This is a genomic window from Streptomyces zingiberis, from assembly GCF_012034935.1.
In the GTDB taxonomy this organism is placed as follows: Bacteria; Actinomycetota; Actinomycetes; order Streptomycetales; family Streptomycetaceae; genus Streptomyces; species Streptomyces zingiberis.
Genome location: NZ_JAATEN010000002.1, coordinates 454,575 through 472,798 on the forward strand (window position 1 = coordinate 454,575; position 18,224 = coordinate 472,798).

The 18,224-nt window shown below is 76.1% G+C and carries 13 protein-coding genes; 2 read left to right on the forward strand and 11 right to left on the reverse strand.

Going from position 1 to position 18,224, the window contains the following annotated elements:
- Window positions 1-209: 209 nt before the first annotated feature.
- The 4 genes from HCK00_RS04055 to lipB form a co-directional block, all read right to left on the reverse strand.
- On the reverse strand, window positions 210-899 hold the full coding sequence (locus HCK00_RS04055; protein WP_168100322.1) for a DUF4191 domain-containing protein: 690 nt from the start codon (window positions 897-899) through the stop codon (window positions 210-212).
- Between the two features lie 10 nt (window positions 900-909).
- Window positions 910-1,119: an SCO2195 family GlnR-regulated protein gene (locus HCK00_RS04060; protein WP_168100323.1), complete on the reverse strand. Its 210-nt coding sequence runs from the start codon at window positions 1,117-1,119 to the stop codon at window positions 910-912.
- Window positions 1,120-1,630: 511 nt separating this feature from the next.
- On the reverse strand, window positions 1,631-2,605 hold the full coding sequence (lipA, locus tag HCK00_RS04065; protein ID WP_168100324.1) for a lipoyl synthase: 975 nt from the start codon (window positions 2,603-2,605) through the stop codon (window positions 1,631-1,633).
- A 251-nt stretch (window positions 2,606-2,856) separates the two neighbouring features.
- Entirely contained in the window at window positions 2,857-3,687 is an 831-nt protein-coding gene (gene lipB, locus HCK00_RS04070) for a lipoyl(octanoyl) transferase LipB (protein ID WP_168100325.1), read from the reverse strand.
- A gap of 456 nt (window positions 3,688-4,143) precedes the next feature.
- Here lipB and HCK00_RS04075 point away from each other — a divergent pair, with 456 nt between their 5' ends.
- Window positions 4,144-5,826, forward strand: a complete 1,683-nt coding sequence (locus HCK00_RS04075; RefSeq protein ID WP_168100326.1) for an NsdA family TPR-like regulatory protein — start codon at window positions 4,144-4,146, stop codon at window positions 5,824-5,826.
- A gap of 145 nt (window positions 5,827-5,971) precedes the next feature.
- Here HCK00_RS04075 and HCK00_RS04080 read toward each other — a convergent pair whose 3' ends face one another.
- The 3 genes from HCK00_RS04080 to HCK00_RS04090 all read right to left on the reverse strand — a co-directional run bounded on the left by HCK00_RS04080 (window position 5,972) and on the right by HCK00_RS04090 (window position 9,414).
- Entirely contained in the window at window positions 5,972-7,267 is a 1,296-nt protein-coding gene (locus tag HCK00_RS04080) for an FAD-dependent oxidoreductase (protein ID WP_168100411.1), read from the reverse strand.
- Between the two features lie 566 nt (window positions 7,268-7,833).
- A complete protein-coding gene (locus tag HCK00_RS04085) occupies window positions 7,834-8,727 on the reverse strand; it encodes a TIGR01777 family oxidoreductase (protein WP_168100327.1) in 894 nt (297 codons plus the stop codon).
- Window positions 8,728-8,868: 141 nt separating this feature from the next.
- Window positions 8,869-9,414, reverse strand: coding sequence for a DUF4240 domain-containing protein (locus HCK00_RS04090; RefSeq protein WP_206319936.1), 546 nt, complete (start codon window positions 9,412-9,414; stop codon window positions 8,869-8,871).
- Window positions 9,415-9,798: 384 nt separating this feature from the next.
- Between HCK00_RS04090 and HCK00_RS04095 the strand changes: the two genes are divergently transcribed.
- Complete coding sequence (locus tag HCK00_RS04095; RefSeq protein ID WP_311765129.1) at window positions 9,799-10,722, forward strand: SDR family oxidoreductase; 924 nt, start codon at window positions 9,799-9,801, stop codon at window positions 10,720-10,722.
- A gap of 40 nt (window positions 10,723-10,762) precedes the next feature.
- Here HCK00_RS04095 and HCK00_RS04100 read toward each other — a convergent pair whose 3' ends face one another.
- The 4 genes from HCK00_RS04100 to HCK00_RS04115 all read right to left on the reverse strand — a co-directional run bounded on the left by HCK00_RS04100 (window position 10,763) and on the right by HCK00_RS04115 (window position 17,572).
- Entirely contained in the window at window positions 10,763-11,947 is a 1,185-nt protein-coding gene (locus HCK00_RS04100; protein WP_168100330.1) for a helix-turn-helix transcriptional regulator, read from the reverse strand.
- A 337-nt stretch (window positions 11,948-12,284) separates the two neighbouring features.
- Window positions 12,285-14,063 carry a 2-oxoglutarate dehydrogenase, E2 component, dihydrolipoamide succinyltransferase gene (gene sucB / locus HCK00_RS04105; RefSeq protein WP_168100331.1) on the reverse strand — a complete coding sequence of 593 codons (1,779 nt, stop codon included), beginning with the start codon at window positions 14,061-14,063 and terminating at the stop codon, window positions 12,285-12,287.
- Between the two features lie 48 nt (window positions 14,064-14,111).
- Window positions 14,112-15,500, reverse strand: coding sequence for a dihydrolipoyl dehydrogenase (gene lpdA / locus HCK00_RS04110; protein ID WP_168100332.1), 1,389 nt, complete (start codon window positions 15,498-15,500; stop codon window positions 14,112-14,114).
- A gap of 542 nt (window positions 15,501-16,042) precedes the next feature.
- Window positions 16,043-17,572, reverse strand: a complete 1,530-nt coding sequence (locus tag HCK00_RS04115; protein WP_168100333.1) for a leucyl aminopeptidase — start codon at window positions 17,570-17,572, stop codon at window positions 16,043-16,045.
- Window positions 17,573-18,224 lie beyond the last annotated feature (652 nt).

An 18,224-nucleotide genomic window follows, 5' to 3' on the forward strand; every position in this document is an offset into this window, starting at 1 on the left:
CCCTGGTCCGGCGCGGACCGGGGGAGTCTCCGAACCGGACCGGGGGAGTCTCCGAACCGGACCGGGGGAGTCTCCGAACCGAACCGGGGGAGTCTCCGAACCGAGGGGCCCGCATGCCGAAGGGCCCGGTTCTCGGTGGACGTACCGAGGCCGGGCCCCTGGGCGCAGGTGTTCCGGAGCCGCCCGCGGGAGCGGGACGGCGCGGGCGGTCAGCGCATCCGGCCGCCCTTGGGCATCCGCATGCCCTTGGGCAGCGGGCCCTTCGGCATCGGCATGTTGCTCATCAGGTCACCCATGGCCCGCAGCCGGTCGTTGACGGCGGTGACCCGGGCGCCGGGCAGCACCCGCGGCAGCTTCAGCAGGTGGGTGCGGAGCTTCTTCAGCGGCACCTGGCCCTCGCCGTGGCCCACGAGGACGTCGTGCACGGGGACGTCGGAGACGATCCGGGCCGTCTTCCGCTTCTCGGAGGCCAGCAGGGACTTGACCCGGTTCGGGTTGCCCTCGGCCACCAGCACCACGCCCGCCTTGCCGACGGCCCGGTGGACGACGTCCTGGTTGCGGTTCATCGCCACCGCGGGGGTGATGGACCAGCCGCGCTTCATGTTCTCCAGCACGGCGGCGGCGGCGCCGATCTGGCCCTCCATCTGCCCGAACGCGGCCCGCTCGGCGCGCCGGCCGAAGATGATCGCCATGGCGAGGAAGGCCAGCAGGGCGCCGAGGATGCCGAGGTAGACCGGGTGGCCGACGAGGAAACCGATCCCCAGGAGCACCCCGAGGGTGACGATTCCCACAGCCGCGACGACCAGCCCGACCCGGGGGTCGGACCGCTTGGTCATCTTGTAGGTCAGGGCGATCTGCTTGAGCCGCCCCGGGTTCTCGGTTGAATCCTTCCGCGCCATGCGGGCGAGTCTACGTCGCCTGTGAAGCGCGGGTCGCCACGGCCTCCAGTACGTGCTCGGCCTCGGTGCGCGCCCTGGCCCGGCGCCGGTCCTCCAGCACCGCTGTCCACGCGTTGCGGCGGGCCGTGAGGTGCCCACGGCGCAGGAGCAGGCCCTCCACGGTGCGGAGGGTGCCGGTGAGGGACGGGATCGCGGTGGCGCGGATGTGAGTGCCCTGCATGGTCTCGGATCACCTCGGAGCGTGCGGACGGGCAGGAACGGGTCAAGGCGGTGGCGCGGGTGGTGCCGTGGCCGGTGGTACGGGCCGCACCGGGCGCCGTTCGCGGGTACCGGACCCGGCCTGGGCCGGGGAGGCGGCCGGGACCCGTGCGTTCGCGTGCGCCACGGTGTACTGAACCAGCGTCACCCCAAGGTGTTACCAGCGCGTGACCGAAGGGTCAAACCCCAGGAAACGTCAGGGCGGTGAGAGGGACGGACATCACACGGAACGGGCCGTGGCGCCCCTCACACGGGGGCCGTGCGGCCCGTGGGGATTCGCCGGAGTGAACGCCCGGTGACCGGGGTCCGGGCGGGCTCGCCGCGCGGCGTCCCGCGTCGCCGCGCGGACACCGCACCGCCGCCCCGCCGCCGGGGGCCGGCCACGGCGCCGGCGCGGAACGGGCCACGGGCGGCCGCCGTTGACCAGCAGCCGCGACCGGGCAGCCGCGACCGGGCAGCCGCGGGCCCGGCGCTCAGGCCGAGCGCCGCGCCGTCTCCTCGCCCGCGCCCCGGGCCGGGGCCTCGCCGCGCCGCTCCATGGCCTGCCGGTAGAGCCGCCCGGCCCGGTAGGAGGAGCGCACCAGCGGGCCCGACATGACGCCCGCGTACCCCATCTCCTCGGCCTCCTGCTGCAGCTCCACGAACTCCTGCGGCTTCACCCACCGTTCCACGGGGTGGTGGCGGGGCGTGGGCCGCAGGTACTGGGTGATGGTGATGAGCTCGCAGCCCGCGTCGTGCAGGTCGTGCAGCGCCTGGCTGATCTCCTCGCGCTCCTCGCCCATGCCCAGGATCAGGTTGGACTTGGTGACCAGCCCGGCGTCCCGGGCCTGCCGGATGACGTCGAGGGAGCGCTCGTAGCGGAAGCCGGGGCGGATGCGCCGGAAGATCCGGGGCACGGTCTCGACGTTGTGCGCCAGGACCTCCGGGCGGGACGAGAAGACCTCGGCCAGCTGCTCGGGCACGGCGTTGAAGTCGGGGATCAGCAGTTCGACACCGGTGTCCGGCATCAGTCCGTGGATCTGCCGGACCGTCTCCGCGTACAGCCAGGCCCCGCCGTCGTCCAGGTCGTCCCGGGCGACACCGGTGATCGTGGCGTAGCGCAGCTCCATGGTCCGCACGGACTCGGCCACCCGGCGCGGCTCGTCCCGGTCCAGGGCCTGCGGCTTGCCGGTGTCGATCTGGCAGAAGTCACAGCGGCGGGTGCACTGGTCGCCGCCGATGAGGAAGGTCGCCTCGCGGTCCTCCCAGCACTCGAAGATGTTGGGACAGCCGGCTTCCTGGCAGACGGTGTGCAGGCCCTCGCGCTTCACGAGCCCCTGCAGCTCGGTGTACTCGGGGCCCATCCTGGCCCTGGTCTTGATCCACTCGGGCTTGCGCTCGATGGGGGTCTGGCTGTTCCGGACCTCCAGACGGAGCATCTTGCGGCCGTCGGGTGCGACTGCGGACACGTCCGGCACTCCCCTTTTCTCAGCTGGGCCCTGCGTGGCTCTCGCGTGGCTCGTGTGCGACTTTCGAATCTTCGGCGAACACCAGGGTACGCCCGTGTTTTCCACGGCCGCCGCCCCGGGGCCGACCCCCGGGCCGCGGGGGCCCGGGCCGCCGTCACCGCGGTGCGGGAACGGCCGGGCCGTATACCGGCAACCTCCGCCGCGGGGGCGCGCATTCCCGGGACCGCCCCGGGCGGGCGCCCGGGCGCCCGTCAGACCGCGCGCGGCAGCGGAGCCGCCTCCTCCAGCACCTCCCGCAGCCGCTTCTCCGCCACCGGCAGCACCTCGGAGACCGGCACCGGCCGGCCGAGCTCCGCCGAGAGGGAGCTGACGCCGGCGTCGCGGATGCCACAGGGCACGATCCGGTCGAACGCCGTGTTGTCCGGCTCGCAGTTGAGCGCGAAGCCGTGCATCGTGACGCCCTTGGCCACGCGGATGCCGATCTGGGCCAGCTTGCGGTCCTCGCCGCGCTGCCCGGCGTTGGACGGCGCGTACTCCGGGCCGGCGAGCCGGGGGTCGAACATCTCGTCCCGTACGGGGGCGGGGCGGGGGGCGAAGTCGAGGGCGAGGCCCCCCAGGTCACCGGGGCCGCCGGGGCCGCCGGAGGTTCCGGGGCCGCCGGGCGCGGCGTCCAGGGGGTCACCCAGTACCCAGACGCCGCTGCGGCCCTCGACCCGGGTGGTCTCCAGGCCGAAGTCGGCGCAGACCCGGATCAGCGCCTCCTCCAGCCGCCGGACGTGCGCCACGACGTCCACCGGGCGCGGCAGCTTCAGGATCGGATAGCCGACGAGCTGGCCCGGGCCGTGCCAGGTGATCTTCCCGCCGCGGTCCACGTCGATCACCGGGGTGCCGTCGAGCGGGCGCTCGCTGTCCTCGGTGCGCCGGCCCGCGGTGTAGACCGCCTGGTGCTCCAGGAGCAGGCAGGTGTCGGGGATCTCGTCCGCGAACCGGGCGGCGTGCACCCGGCGCTGCTCCTGCCAGGCGGCCTGGTACTCGACGGCGTCCGCCCCGAAGCCGAGACGGACACAGCGCAGCTCACTCACGGTGGCTCCCCTCCGGATGCCCAAGACGGCGCCCACTGCGCCCACCGCCACTGTACGACCGGGGGCCGCCCCGGCCACGCGCGGCCGGGGGCCGCGACGGCCCGGCGGCGGGCGGCCCGGGGACGGTGAGCCGCCGGCCGCCGGCCGCCGGGTGGGCGCGGGGGCTGGGCGGGGGACGCGGTGGCGCCCCGCCCGGGGACGCGCCGTGCCGGGCGCCGCCGGGCCGCCCGGCGGACCCTTCCGGGTCACGGCACTAGCCTGACATCGGGGCGTTTCACGGCGAAATAGCGGTTCCACTCACACGATCGGATGAGGCGGGCGGGCGAGGCCAGCGCGGAGGCGCCGTCTCTCGCTAGATTCGCGCCGGTCCGACGAGGGTGATTCGGGGGAGCGTGGGTCCTCTGGCCTGCGGCCCCGTCCGCCCTCCGGTCCGGAAGGCAGGAGACCGCACAACCGATGACGGATCGACCCTCTCCCGGGCTGCGTGACGGGGCCATCCCTCAGCGCATCCCCAACCGCCGCCTCGCCGCCCTGATCGCCGAAGCCGGCTTCTCCAACGCGGGTCTGGCCCGCCGGGTCGACCAGCTCGGCCTGGAGCACGGCCTCGACCTGCGGTACGACAAAACGTCGGTGACCCGCTGGCTCCGTGGCCAGCAGCCGCGCGGCACCACCCCCGCGCTGATCGCCGAGGTCTTCACCCGCCGCCTGGGGCGCCGCCTCACCGCGCAGGACCTCGGGCTGGACGCCTGCGCGCCCGTCTACGCCGGCCTGGAGTTCGCGGAGACACCCGCCGAGGCCGTGGACATCGTCAGCGGGCTCTGGCGGAAGGACTCCGGCAGCCACGCCGAGCTGCGCAAGATCGCCTTCACCCCCGCCGGGCTGGTGGTCCCCAGCCGGGACTGGCTGATCGGGCGGGCGGAGGAGCGGGTCGCCCGCCCCGCGCCGCCGGCGCCGTCCGCCGAGGGCGCGGCGGCCCGGCCCCCCGGCGGGCCGGGCGCTCCGGGCGGGCCCGGTGGGCCTGGTGGGCCTGGTGGGCCTGGTGGGGACGCCGCGATCCCCGGGCCGCGGCCCGCCCCCGGGGTCCCGGGCGCCGTCCGTATCCGGGGCAACGGCGGTCCCGTCCCCCGCGGTGGGCTCCGCGCGGCCACCGGCCCGGGCGCCGCCCCTGGTGACGCGCGCGGCGCAGTGCCCGGCGTGCCGGTGCCCCGCCGGCGCGAGCGCGCGGAGCCCACCGCGGGCGCCAGGGTCACGGCGGGCGACATCGCGGCGCTGCGCTCGGTGAGCGAGCTGTTCCGCTCCCTCGATCACGCGTACGGCGGCGGTCACGCCCGTCAGGCCCTGGTCCGCTACCTCGAACACGAGGCCGAGCCGATGCTCCGCGGCACCTACGGCGAGACGACCGGGCGGCGCCTCTTCGGCGCCGTCGCCGACCTCACCCGGCTCGCCGGCTGGACCTCGTACGACATCGCCGCCCACGGGCTCGCCCAGCGCTACTTCGTCCAGGCGCTGCGGCTGTCGCAGGCCGCCGGGGACCGGGGCTACGGCGCCTACGTCCTCGTCACGATGAGCCGGCAGGCCGTCTACCTGGGCCACGGCCGGGAGGCGGCGCAGCTCGCCCGGGTCGCGCAGCAGGGCCTGGGCGCCGGGCCGCCGCCGGTCGTGCAGTCGCTGCTGCACGCCGCGGAGGCCCGGGCGCACGGCCTGCTGGGCGACGCCCGCTCGTGCACGGCCGCGCTGGCGCGCGCGGAGCGGGCGCTGGAGGCTGCCCGGCCCGGGGACGAGGTGCCGTACTGGGCACGCTTCTTCGACGAGGCGCAGCTCGCCGACGAGTTCGGCCACTGCCACCGGGACCTCGGCCAGTACCGGGCGGCCGCGCAGCACGCCGAACGCTCGCTCCAGCTCCGGGGCGCGGGTTACGTCCGGAGCCGGATCTTCTGCCGGGTGGTGCTGGCCACGGCCCGGCTCGGCCTCGGTGATCTCGAACAGGCGTGTGTGCTGGGGGCGGAGGCGGCGCGCCAGGCGTCCGAGATCCGTTCGGCGCGCGCGCTGGAGTACGTCCGGGAGTTCGAGCGGCGGCTGGAGCCCTTCCGGGACGCGGCGGCCGTCCGCGGTTACCGGGAGCGGGTCGCCGCGTTCTGACCGGGGCGGGCGGCGGGCGCGGGGCGGGTACCGTCACCCGCGCCCGCCCCACTGCCGCCCTCTGCCCGCCCTTGGGCTCGTCCGTGTGGGCAGGGCCCGGATCGCCCCTGCCGTGCGCCCGGGCCGGATGCCGGTGGCGCTCCCGTCAGGCCGCCGTCGCGAGCGGCTCGGCGGTGGTCCCGGGGCGCAGGCCGAAGTCGCGGAGGACCGCCGCCGCGGCCCGGCCACCGGAGACGTAGGCACCGTGGGCCGTACTGGTGTCCCGGTGGTCCCCGCACACGTACAGGCCGTGCAGCAGCCGCACCGGGCGCCGGTGGTCGTGCGGCGCGGGCATGGCGGGGACGGCTTCCGGATCGTGCCGTACGGCGACGAGCTCCCACCCCGCGGTGTCCACCCCGTACAACGCGCCGAGCTGCGCCCGCACGCTCCGGTCGAGGACGGCGGCCGGTTCAGCGGCGGCGGCGCCGAGGACCGTGGAGCTGATCAGTGCCCGGCCCGCCGGGGCGCGGTCCGGGTCGGCCGCGCTGACCGGCAGGGTGTGGGAGACCGGGCCGGTGCGGTCGGCGTCCAGCAGCGGCACCGGCTCGGGCGAGGGCGGCTCGGGGGCGGCGTGGTGCACCACCGTCACGGGGTGGAAGCCCGGCAGCCGGAGGCCGGGGAGGAGCCCGGCCGCGGCGCGGCCACCGGTGGCGACGACCACGGCGCGGCAGCGGATCTCCTCGCCGGTGTCGGTGCGGACGGAGGTGGTGGAGGCCGACAGGGCCCGGACCCCGGTCCGTACCGTGCCCGGCGGCAGGGCGGCGGCGAGCAGCGCGGGCAGCGCGGCGGTGCCGCCCCCGACCAGGCTGAGCCGTCCCCGGGCGTAGCCGCGCAGGGCGAGATCGGCGCACGGCCCCGAGGTGGTGAGGTCGGGGTCGCTGAGGAGGGCGGTGAGCAGCGGGCGGAGATAGCCGTCGATGGTGCGGGGCGGCAGGCCGCGGCTGCCGAGGAAGGCGGCCGCGGGCAGTTCCTGCCGGGCCAGCAGCCGTTCGGCGGGGGTGGCGGCCAGCCGCCCGAGATACCCGGCGATTCTCGCCTGGTCAAGGGCGTTGGCACGGGCGGCTCGTGGCGCGCGGGGCGCACGGGGGGCGCGGGCGGCACAGGCGAGCGCCCGGGCAGCGGCCCGGCTGGTCCGGGTGGTCCGGGGCTCGGCGTACCGGTTGAGGCGGCCCCCGCTGTGCACCAGCAGCCCGGGGGAGAGGGGCCGCAGCGCGAGCCCGGCCAGTTCCGGGGCGCCGGTCAGGGCGGGGAGCGACGGGTCGAGGAGCTGCCCGGGCAGGTCCAGCCGGAAGCCGCCGACCTCCTCGGTGGCGAGTCTGCCGCCGATCCGGGGCGCCGCCTCCAGGACCGTCACCCCCAGGCCGGCGCCGCTGAGCCGGGCCGCGGCCGTGAGCCCGGCCATCCCGGCACCCACGACGACGACATCCGTGCGGTCCGTGCCGGGCCGTGTGCGGCCGGCGCTGCTGTGACATGCGGTGCTGAGCACGTGCCCTCCCCGAGGTCGGCTGGGTCCTCTCCGGGTGGTCCGGCGGTCGCTGCGGACCTCCTGCCCCCGACGCCCGGCGGCTACCCGGTTATCCCGGTCCCGAGCGTAGGAACGATTGCCGGACCGCACAGTCGCGCACCAACCGGGCACGGGCGCACGGAGGTTGCAGGGCAAGCGCCCGTCCGCCAGGCCCGGTCGGCAGCCGCGGGCCGGCCGGCCCGTCCCGCCGTGACCCCTCCCCACCTGCGCCGCCGCGCCACGGCCCGCCGCGCCCGGCGGTGGCCGGCCCGGCCGGGCCCGGTTCCGCCCGGGTCAGCGGCCGTCCCCGCGGATCACGCCCGTGGGGGACGGCGGGCCAGGGCCGCCCCGGGGCTTCCCGCCCGGGCCGGGCCGTCGCACCGGCTCCGTCCCGCGACGGCCGTGCCGCCGGCCGTGGTGCCCGCCCGTGGCGGCGGCGGGCGCGCTCCGCCGGCGCCCCGCCCTCAGCTCAGCGCCGCACGGATCGCGCTCTCCACGTCCGGGCAGGAGAAGGAGAAACCGGAGTCCAGCAGCGCCCGCGGGATCACCCGCTGACTGCTCAGCACGTCGTCCGCGAACTCCCCGAGCGCCACCCGCAGCGCGACGGCGGGCACCGGGAACACGGCGGGCCGCCGCAGCACCCGTGCCATGGCCGCCGTCACCTCCCGGTTGGTCACCGGGTCGGGGGCGGTCAGGTTGACCGGGCCCGACAGCGACTCGGTGGTGAGCAGATGGCGCAGCGCCCCGAGGTGGTCGCGGAGCGCGATGAAACTCCAGTACTGACGGCCGTCGCCCAGCCGGCCGCCGAGTCCCGCGCGGAAGATCGGGAACAGCCGCCCCCAGGCGCCGCCCTCGCGCGACACCACCAGCCCGGTGCGGGCGAACACCGTCCGGATCCCGGCCTCCGCGGCGGGCGCGGCGGCGGCCTCCCACTCCTGGCAGACCTCCGCGAGGAACCCCTCGCCCGGGGGCGCGCTCTCGTCCACCGGGCGGTCCCCGGTGTCGCCGTAGTAGCCGACGGCGGAGGCGCAGATCAGCACGCGCGGCGGGGTGTCCAGGCCGGCCAGGGCGCGGGCGAGGGTCGCGGTGCCCTCCACGCGGCTGTCGCGGATCACCCGCTTGTACGCGTCGGTCCAGCGGTGGGCGGCGATGCCCGCGCCCGCCAGGTGGACGACGGCGTCGCACCGGCCGAGCGCCGCCGTGTCCACCAGGCCCTGCCCGGGGTCCCACCGCACCTCGTCCGCGGCCCGGGGCTCGCGGCGCACCAGCCGCACCGTGTCGTGCCCGCCGGCGGTACGCAGGGAGTGGAGGAGTGCCGAGCCGATGAGACCGGACGAACCGGTGACCGCGATGCGCATGGTCTCATCCTGCCCTCCGCGCCGCCGGAAAGCCCGCTCCGCGGCGGAGGGGCGGAGGGTCGGAGGGGCGGAAGGGCGGTGGGGAGGCGGGGTGGCGGGGAGGCGGGGCGGAGCGGCGGTGGGGTGGAGCGGCGGCCCCGGTCACGGCTCCGGCGGGAAGCGTTGGGCGAGCCGGGGCAGCCGGTCCGTCAGCGCCGCCGGGTCGTCCAGGTCGAGCGGGGTGCCCTCGGGCTCGTCCGGCGGCTCCGGCAGCCCGAGGTCGGGCAGTTCGGTGGCGGTGAGCTGCTCGTACGCCTCGTAGGCCGCGTAGCCGAGCTCGTCGGCGTCACCTCCGTCGCCGCCACCGTCGGCGAGGATCTCGACGCCCGAATCGGCCGGCAGCCCGGCCAGGCTGTCGGGGTCGTGCAGCGCCCCCTCGAAGACCCGGCGGCCCTGGCCGACCAGCCAGCAGCGGAAGGAGTCGAAGGCCTCGTCCTCCGCGCTGCCCGTCACGAGCCGCGCCGCCGCCCACAGGTCCCAGCGGTGGGCCCGGGCCAGCCGGGACTCGACGTGCCGGGCGAAGTCCACCACCGAGTCCGGGTCCAGCAGCACCAGCCGCTCCACCAGGGCGTCGGCCTGCTCCAGCGGGTCGCCGCCGGCTGCCTCGCGGGAGCCGTCGACGAGGGCCCAGAACTCCGTCTCATCCATCACGGGACCAGCATCGGCCCCGGCCGCCCCGCACGCACGCACAGCGTGCCGGATGCGGCCATGTCGTTACCGGCCGGAGTGATGAACGGAAAACGGGAGGAAATGCATCAAAGGGGAGGGAAAGGTGGTGGCGGGGAGGTGGCGGTGACCGTGGTGGACCCGGGGGACGGCAGGACGGAACGGCTCACGGAGCAGGCCACGGGCGGACCACCGGCGGGCCGCGGGAAAGCCGTGAGAAGGCCGCGGGAAAGACGACAGAAGATGTCCGCATTGCCTGGCAGGGTCGTCCGCACCGCGCGGTGGACGGCATCGCGCGGCCGGCGTGCGGGGACCCGGCATCGGCGGGTGACCCGCGTCAACCGTGGGACGAGAGGAACGGCAGCGGTGAACACAGAGGCAGCGGACACACTGGCGGGCAGGGTGGCGCTCGTGGCGGGCGCCACGCGCGGAGCGGGACGCGCCATGGCCGTCCAGCTCGGTGCCCGGGGCGCGACGGTCTACGTGACCGGCCGCACCACCCGGGAACACCGCAGCGAGGTGGACCGCGCGGAGACCATCGAGGAGACCGCCGAGCTGGTCACCGCCGCGGGCGGCACGGGTGTCGCGGTGCCCACCGACCACCTGGAGCCGGAGCAGGTGCGCGCCCTCGTCGAACGGGTCGACCGGGAGCAGGGGCGGCTGGACGTCCTCGTCAACGACGTCTGGGGTGGCGAGCATCTGGTCGACTTCGGGACGAAGATGTGGGAGATCGGGCTGGAGCGCGGGCTGCGGATGCTGCGGCTGGGCGTGGAGAGCCACATCGTCACCAGCCACTACGCGCTGCCGCTGCTGATCCGCCGGCCGGGCGGCCTGCTGGTGGAGGTCACCGACGGCACCGCCGAGACCAACCGGGAGTACCGGGAGAGCTTCTACTACGACCTCACCAAGTACGCCCCGCTGCGCATGGCCCAGGGCCTCGGCACCGAGCTGAAGGAGTACGGGTGCACGGCCGTCTCCCTCACCCCGGGCTTCCTCCGCTCCGAGCAGATGCTCGACCACTTCGGGGTGACGGAGGAGAACTGGCGGGACGCGGTCGCCAAGGAGCCGGGCTTCGCCATCTCGGAGTCGCCGGTCTTCGTCGGCCGCGCGCTCGCCGCGCTCGCCGCCGACCCGGAGGTGGCGCGCTGGAACGGGCAGTCCCTCTCCAGCGGGCAGCTCTCCCGGGTCTACGGCTTCACGGACACCGACGGCAGCCGGCCCGACGCCTGGCGGTACCTCAAAGAGGTGACCGTCGGCGGGCGGGAGGCGGGTGACGCGGAGTACCGCTGACCCGGCGCCGGGGCGCGCGGCGGCGGACGGACGACGGCGGTCACCGTGCGTAGAGCGCCGCCGCGCGCGCCGTGGCCTCGGCGAACCGGGCGCGCAGCGCGGCCGGTTCCACCACCTCGCCGTCCGGGCCCAGGGCCAGCAGCTGGTGGTACGCCACGTCGAGCGACTCCACGGGCAGCCGGACGGTGACCCGGCCCCGCTCGTCGGCCGCCCCGGCGGCGGCCAGCGCCTCCCTGGCCGCCGCCGCGTCCGCGACCTGCGGCAGCTGCCGCGCCCCGGCCGGGGTGAGGCGCAGGACGACGCGGTCCCGCAGGATGGCGCGGGCGAATCCCGCGGCCCGCTCGCGCCAGAAACCGGGGAGGTCGAACTCCTCGTCGCGGACGAACCGCCGCCCGGACACCTCGACGCGGGTGAGGCGCTCGACCCGGTAGACCCGGTAGCCGTGGGCGAGCGCCCCGGGGAGGGCGGCGCCGGTCCCGGGCGGCGGTGCGGCGCCCTCCGGCGGGGCCGGGGCCACCGGCCCCCCGTCCGCCGGCCCGGCGGGTGCGGGCGGACCGCCGGAGGGCTCGCTGCCCGGCGGGTCCCCGTCCGCCGCCTCACCGTCCGGCGGCACGGGGGACGGGGACGCGGGGGACGGGCCCGGGGCCGCCACCGCCCGGGCGGCCAGGTACCAGACGCCCGCCTTGAGCACCAGCCCGTACGGTTCCAGGACGCGCTCCACCTCGGCGCCGCCGCTGCCGGGCCGGCGCCGGTAGCGCGCGGTGAGCAGCCGGTCGCCCCACACCGCCTCGGCGACCAGCGGCAGCGCCGGCGGGGTCACCGGCTCGTGCCACCAGCCGGGCGCGTCCAGGTGGAAGCGCTGCGCCGCGCTCGACGGGGTGTCGCTCAGCTCGGGCAGCAGCGCGGCGGTGACCTTCAGCCGGGCGGCGGAGGCGGTGTCGGCCAGGCCCATGTCCCGGAGCGCGGAGGGCACCCCGGAGAGGAACAGCGCCTCGGCCTCCCCGCGGGCGAGGCCGGTCAGCCGGGTGCGGTAGCCGCCGATCAGCCGGTAGCCGCCGGCCCGGCCGCGGTCGGCGTAGACCGGGACCCCGGCCTCGGAGAGGGCCAGCGCGTCCCGGGTCACGGTGCGGACCGACACCTCCAGCTCCCGCGCCAGTTCGGCGGCCGTCATCGACGGGCGGGACTGGAGCAGCAGCACCATCCTGATCAGCCGGGCCGCGCGCATGGCGCCATCATGCCGCGCGCGGGCGGGCCCCCGCGCGGCGGGCCCGGGGAGCGCCGGCGGCTCCCTCCCGCGCCGGGCCCGGGCGCCCTCGGTGGACGCCGGGGCCGGCGGAGACCGGCCGTGGGCGCTCCCGGCCCGGCGGACGTCCGGGTGGGCTGGTGGGGCACCGGCCGGCGCCCCCCAAGGCGTGCCCGGCGCCCTCGGAGGGCCTGGCCCGGCGCCGGAGCGGGAGCCGGGGCTTTCGGTCGTTCCCGGGGCAGGCGGAAACGGCGGTGCCCCCGTCCCGGCCGGAACCGGGGCGGGGGCACCGCCGTGCTGATCGGTGACGCCCGGGGCCTTACAGCCCGAGGTCGCCCTCGAACGCGCCTTCCTCCAGGCGCGCCTTGACGGTGCCCAGGAAGCGGGCCGCGTCGGCGCCGTCCACCAGCCGGTGGTCGTACGTCAGCGCCAGGTAGACCATGTCGCGGACCGCGATGGTCTCGCCCAGGTCCGGGTGGTTCACGACCACCGGGCGCTTCACCGTGGCTCCGATGCCCAACATGCCGACCTGCGGCTGGTTGAGGATCGGGGTGTCGAACAGCGCGCCGCGCGAGCCGGTGTTCGTCACGGTGAAGGTGCCGCCGGACAGCTCGTCCGGCTTGATGCCGCCGTTGCGGGTCCGGTTGGCCAGGTCGGCGGTCTTCTTGGCGATGCCGGCCAGGTTGAGGTCGCCCGCGCTGTGGATGACCGGGACGAACAGGCCCTTCTCGGTGTCCACCGCGATGCCGATGTTCTCGACGTCGTGGTAGGTGATCGTGTCGTCGCCGTTCACCTTGGCGTTGAGGGCCGGGTGGACCTTCAGCGCCTCGGTGGCGGCCTTCACGAAGAACGGCATCGGGGAGAGCTTGACGCCCTCACGCGCCTGGAACTGGTCCCTGGCACGCGCCCGCAGCCGCATGACGCGGGTGACGTCCACCTCGACGACGGTGGTGAGCTGCGCCGAGACCTTCAGCGACTCCACCATGTGCTTGGCGGTCGCCTTGCGGACCCGGCTCATCTTCACCGTCTGGCCGCGCAGCGGCGACGGCTCCACCGGCGCGGGCGCCTTGGCGGCGGCCGGCGCCTCGGCGGGCGCCTTCTTGGCGGCCTCGGCCGCGGCGACGACGTCCTGCTTGCGGATCCGGCCACCGACACCGGTGCCCTTCACCGAGGACAGCTCCACCCCGTGCTCCGCGGCGAGCTTCCGCACCAGCGGGGTGACGTACGCGCCCTCACCGCCGGACGGGGCCGACGGAGCCGGCGCGGGGGCCGGAGCCGGCGCCGGGGCGGCGGGCTCCGGCTCGGGCGCCGGGGCCTCGGCGCGCTGCGGGGCCGGGGCGGTCGGGGCCTGCGGCTCCGGGGCGGGCTCCGGCTCCGGAGCGGGCGCCTCCTGCTTGGGGGCCTCCTGCTTCGGGGCCGGCTCGGGGGCGGCCTCCTGCTTCGGCGCGGCGGCCGGGGCCTGGCCCGCCTCGCCGATGACCGCCAGCTTGGCGCCCACCTCGGCCGTCTCGTCCTCGGCGACGAGGATCTCCAGCAGGGTGCCCGCGGTGGGGGCGGGGATCTCGGTGTCGACCTTGTCGGTCGAGACCTCCAGCAGCGGCTCGTCGGCCTCGACCGACTCGCCGACCTCCTTCAGCCACCGGGTGACCGTGCCCTCGGTCACGGACTCGCCCAGCGCGGGGAGCGTGACCGCGGTGCCCTCGCCGCCACCGGACGGCGCCGGGGCCTCCTGCTGCGGGGCTTCCTGCTGCGGGGCTTCCTGCTGCGGCGCCTCCTGCTGGGGGGCCTCCTGCTTCGGGGCCTCCGGCTCGGCCTCCTGCTTGGGGGCCTCCTCCTGCTTCGGCGCCTCGGCGCCGCCGGAGCCGTCGTCGATGACGGCCAGCTCGGCGCCGACCTCGACGGTCTCGTCCTCGGCGACCTTGATGGAGGAGAGGACACCGGCCGCCGGGGCGGGGATCTCGGTGTCGACCTTGTCGGTCGAGACCTCGAGCAGTGGCTCGTCGGCCTCGACGCTCTCACCCTCGGCCTTCAGCCATCGGGTGACGGTGCCCTCGGTCACGCTCTCGCCGAGCGCCGGGAGGGTTACGGAAACCGCCATGGTTTCGGTTGCTCCTATCGAATGGTGCGGATGTGGGCGCGCCCGGGACTAGTCGTGGGAGTGCAGCGGCTTGCCGGCCAGCGCCAGGTGGGCCTCGCCGAGCGCCTCGTTCTGCGTGGGGTGGGCGTGGATGAGCTGCGCGACCTCGGCCGGCAGCGCCTCCCAGTTGTAGATCAGCTGCGCTTCCCCGATCAGCTCGCCCATCCGGTCACCGACCATGTGGACGCCGACCACGGCGCCGTCCCGCACCTGGACCAGCTTGATCTCGCCGGCCGTCTTCAGGATCTTGCTCTTGCCGTTGCCGCCGAGGTTGTACTTGAGGGCGACGACCTTGTCGGCGCCGTACAGCTCCTTGGCCTTCGCCTCGGTGACGCCGACGGAGGCAACCTCGGGGTGGGAGTAGGTGACACGCGGCACGCCGTCGTAGTCGATGGGCACGGTCTTCAGGCCGGCCAGCCGCTCCGCGACGAGGATGCCCTCGGCGAAGCCGACGTGCGCGAGCTGGAGGGTCGGCACGAGGTCACCGACGGCGGAGATCGTCTCGACGTTGGTCCGCATGTACTCGTCGACCAGGACGTAGCCGCGGTCCGTGGCGACCCCGGCCTCCTCGTAGCCCAGGCCCTGCGAGACCGGGCCGCGGCCGACGGCGACGAGCAGCAGCTCCGCCTCGAAGGTCTTGCCGTTCTCCAGGGAGACCTTCACCCCGCCGTCGGTGTACTCGACACCGGAGAAACGGGAGCCGAGGGAGAAGGAGATGCCCCGCTTGCGGAAGGCGCGCTCCAGCAGCTTCGAGCTGCTCTCGTCCTCGACCGGGACGAGGTGCGGGAGGGCCTCGACGATGGTGACGTCCGTGCCGAAGGACTTCCAGGCGGAGGCGAACTCGCAGCCGATGACGCCGCCGCCCAGGACGATCGCGGACTTCGGCACCCGGTCCAGGGTGAGCGCGTGGTCGGAGGAGATGACGCGGTCGCCGTCGATCTCCAGGCCGGGCAGCGACTTGGGCACCGAGCCGGTCGCCAGCAGGATGTGGCGGCCCTCGTAGCGCTGCCCGTCCACGTCCACCGAGGTGGCGGAGGACAGCCGGCCCTCGCCGGTCACATAGGTGACCTTGCGGGAGGCGACCAGGCCCTGGAGGCCCTTGTAGAGGCCGGAGACCACGCCGTCCTTGTACTTGTGCACGCCCGCCATGTCGATGCCGTCGAGCGTCGCCTGCACGCCGAACTGGGCGGACTCGCGGGCCTGGTCGGCGATCTCACCGGCGTGCAGCAGCGCCTTCGTGGGGATGCAGCCGCGGTGCAGACAGGTGCCGCCGAGCTTGTCCTTCTCGATCAGTGCGACGTCCAGGCCCAGCTGCGCCCCGCGGAGAGCGGCGGCGTAACCTCCGCTGCCACCGCCGAGGATCACTAGGTCGAAAACGGTGCTGGCGTCGTTCGCCACGTCACGTCCTCCATGCATGGGTGCGCCGGAGCCGGTCTTGCGGTGACCGGGCGGCGGCTGTCGTTCGGCCGCTGAGTTCTGGAGCCCGTCCGTAGCGGCTCGCTCCGTCCGGGAGCCGGGCCCTGTCCTGCCGGGACAACATCTTCGCATTTGTTGACGGCCGACGGGACGCCGGGCCGGGCTCCGGGAGACCCGCCGCCTCGCGACGCGGCGTTACTCGCGCGTAGGGACGGTGGGGACCGGGCCGTGGAGCGCCGTGCGCACCGGCTGGTTGCCCTTGCCGCCTGCCCCGTCCCCGGTTCCAGGATGCCACCGGGGGATTTCGTCCAGGGCGAACACGGGATCGAACCGCGCGGCGGACCACGCGCGGCGAACCACGCGTGATGGGCCGCGCGCCCCGGAGGCGGCCGTCCCGCACGGAGAGCGCCCCCGGCCCCGGCCGCCGCCGCCCCGCGGGGGAACGGCGGCGGTCCGGACGGACGCGCGGGGCGCCGGCCGCGGCGGGGGCCGCGGGGCGGTGCGGCAACGGGGGACGGCGGCGCTCAGCCGAGGTCGCCGGCCCCCGTCCGCTCCGCCAGCCGCACCAGGGTGCGGACCGCGGCGCCGGTGCCGCCCTTGGGGGTGTAGCCGTACGGGGCGCCCTCGTGGAACGCCGGGCCCGCGATGTCCAGGTGCGCCCACGTGACGCCCTCGCCCACGAACTCCTTCAGGAACAGGCCGGCGACCAGACCGCCGCCCATCCGCTCGCCCATGTTGGCGAGGTCCGCCACCGGGGAGTCCATGCCCTTGCGCAGCTCCGCCGGGAGCGGCATGGGCCAGGACTGCTCGCCGGCCTCCTCCGCGATCTCGTGGAGAGCGGTGCGGAACGCCTCGTCGTTCGACATGACGCCGAAGGTGCGCACGCCCAGGGCGAGCACCATCGCACCGGTCAGCGTGGCCACGTCGACGATCGCGTCCGGCTTCTCCTCGCCGGCCCGGGCGAGCGCGTCGGCCAGCACCAGCCGGCCCTCCGCGTCGGTGTTGAGCACCTCCACGGTCTTGCCGCTGTACATCCGCAGCACGTCGCCGGGGCGGGTGGCGGAGCCCGACGGCATGTTCTCGGCGAGCGCCAGCCAGCCGGTGACGTTGACGGCCAGCCCCAGCCGCGCCGCGGCGACCACGGCCGCGAACACGGCGGCGGCACCGCTCATGTCGCACTTCATGGTCTCGTTGTGACCGGCCGGCTTCAGCGAGATGCCGCCCGAGTCGTAGGTGATGCCCTTGCCGACCAGGGCGAGGGTCTTGTCCGCCTTCGCGTGCGTGTAGGAGAGCCGGACCAGCCGCGGCGGGTTGGCCGAGCCCTGGCCGACGCCGAGGATGCCGCCGTAGCCGCCCTTGGCGAGCGCCTTCTCGTCCAGCACCTCCACCTTCAGGCCGTGCTCCTTGGCGGCCTGCGCCACGGCGGCGGCGAAGGTCTCCGGGTAGAGGTCGTTGGACGGGGTGTTGACGAGGTCACGCGCGCGGTGGACCTCGGCGGCCACCGCGGCGGCCCGCTCCGTCGCGGCCTTGACCGCCTTGTCCCGCGGCTTGGAGCCCAGCAGGATCACCTCGGCCAGCGGCGTGCTCTTGTCGTCCTTCTTGCGGCCGCCCTGCGGTGCGGAACGGTAGGCGGTGAAGGTGTACGCGCCGAGCAGGGCGCCCTCCGCCACCGCCGCCGCGTCCGCCGCGTCCTCGGCCGGCAGCGCGAACGCGCCCTTCTTGGCGCCGGCCAGCGCGCGGGACGCCGCCCCGGCGGCCCGGCGCAGCGTCTCGCCGTCGAAGCGGCCGTCCTCGGACGGGGCCTCGCCCAGGCCGACCGCCAGCACGACGGGGGTCTTGAAACCGGCCGGCGCGGGCAGCTTCGTCACCTCGCCCTCACCGCCGGTGGCGCCGAGCGTCTCCAGGACGGCGGCCAGCTTGCCGTCGAAGGCCGACACCACGGCCTCCGCTCCGGGCGCGGCGACCGGCCCCTTGGCGCCCTTGGCCACGCCGACGACGATCGCGTCCGCGCGCAGCGAGGCCGGGGACGAGGTGCTGAGAGTCAGTTCAGTCACGGTGGTGGGGTCTCTCTCTTCCGTTGAGTTCCTCGGCCGGTGGATGGGCCGGCCGCGCCCGGGGGCATCGTAAGTGCCGGGCTTCCGGCGCGGCCCGGCGGCCGGGTGCGGGGGCCGCCACCGGAACCCTACGCCGCGCCGGGCGCCCCGGTGAGAGCCCGGGAACGGGCCGCGGACGCCCGCGGCGGCGGGGAACGGCCCCGGCGCGGGCACGGGAAGGGCGGCCCCGGTGGCACCACGGGCGGACCACGGGCGGACCGGTGGTGGCCCACCGGCGGACCACGGGTGGTACGGGGCACAGGTGGTACGGGGCATGGGCGGTGCCGGCGCGTCCGGTACCGCCCCGCCGCCGGCCGTGGCTCGCCACCGGGCCCGCCGGGGGCCGGCCCGGGCGTCACCGGCCTGGCCACCGGGGCGGGCCCGGTGTTGACGTGGGCGTGGCTCCGGTCCACGCTCCGCCCCGACCTCCCGGGCCGCGCCCGGTGTTGACGTGGGTGGGGCCCCGGTCCGCTCCGGTCCGTCCCGTTCCGCCGCGGGTGGTCGTGCTGGGGGGTGCCTCAGGGCGAGACCGGAGCGATGAGGGCCAGGCCGGCAGGAGCGGGCGTCACGGGCCGGTGGCCGGGGGCGCGGGGCGGACCGGGGGAGCGGCGGC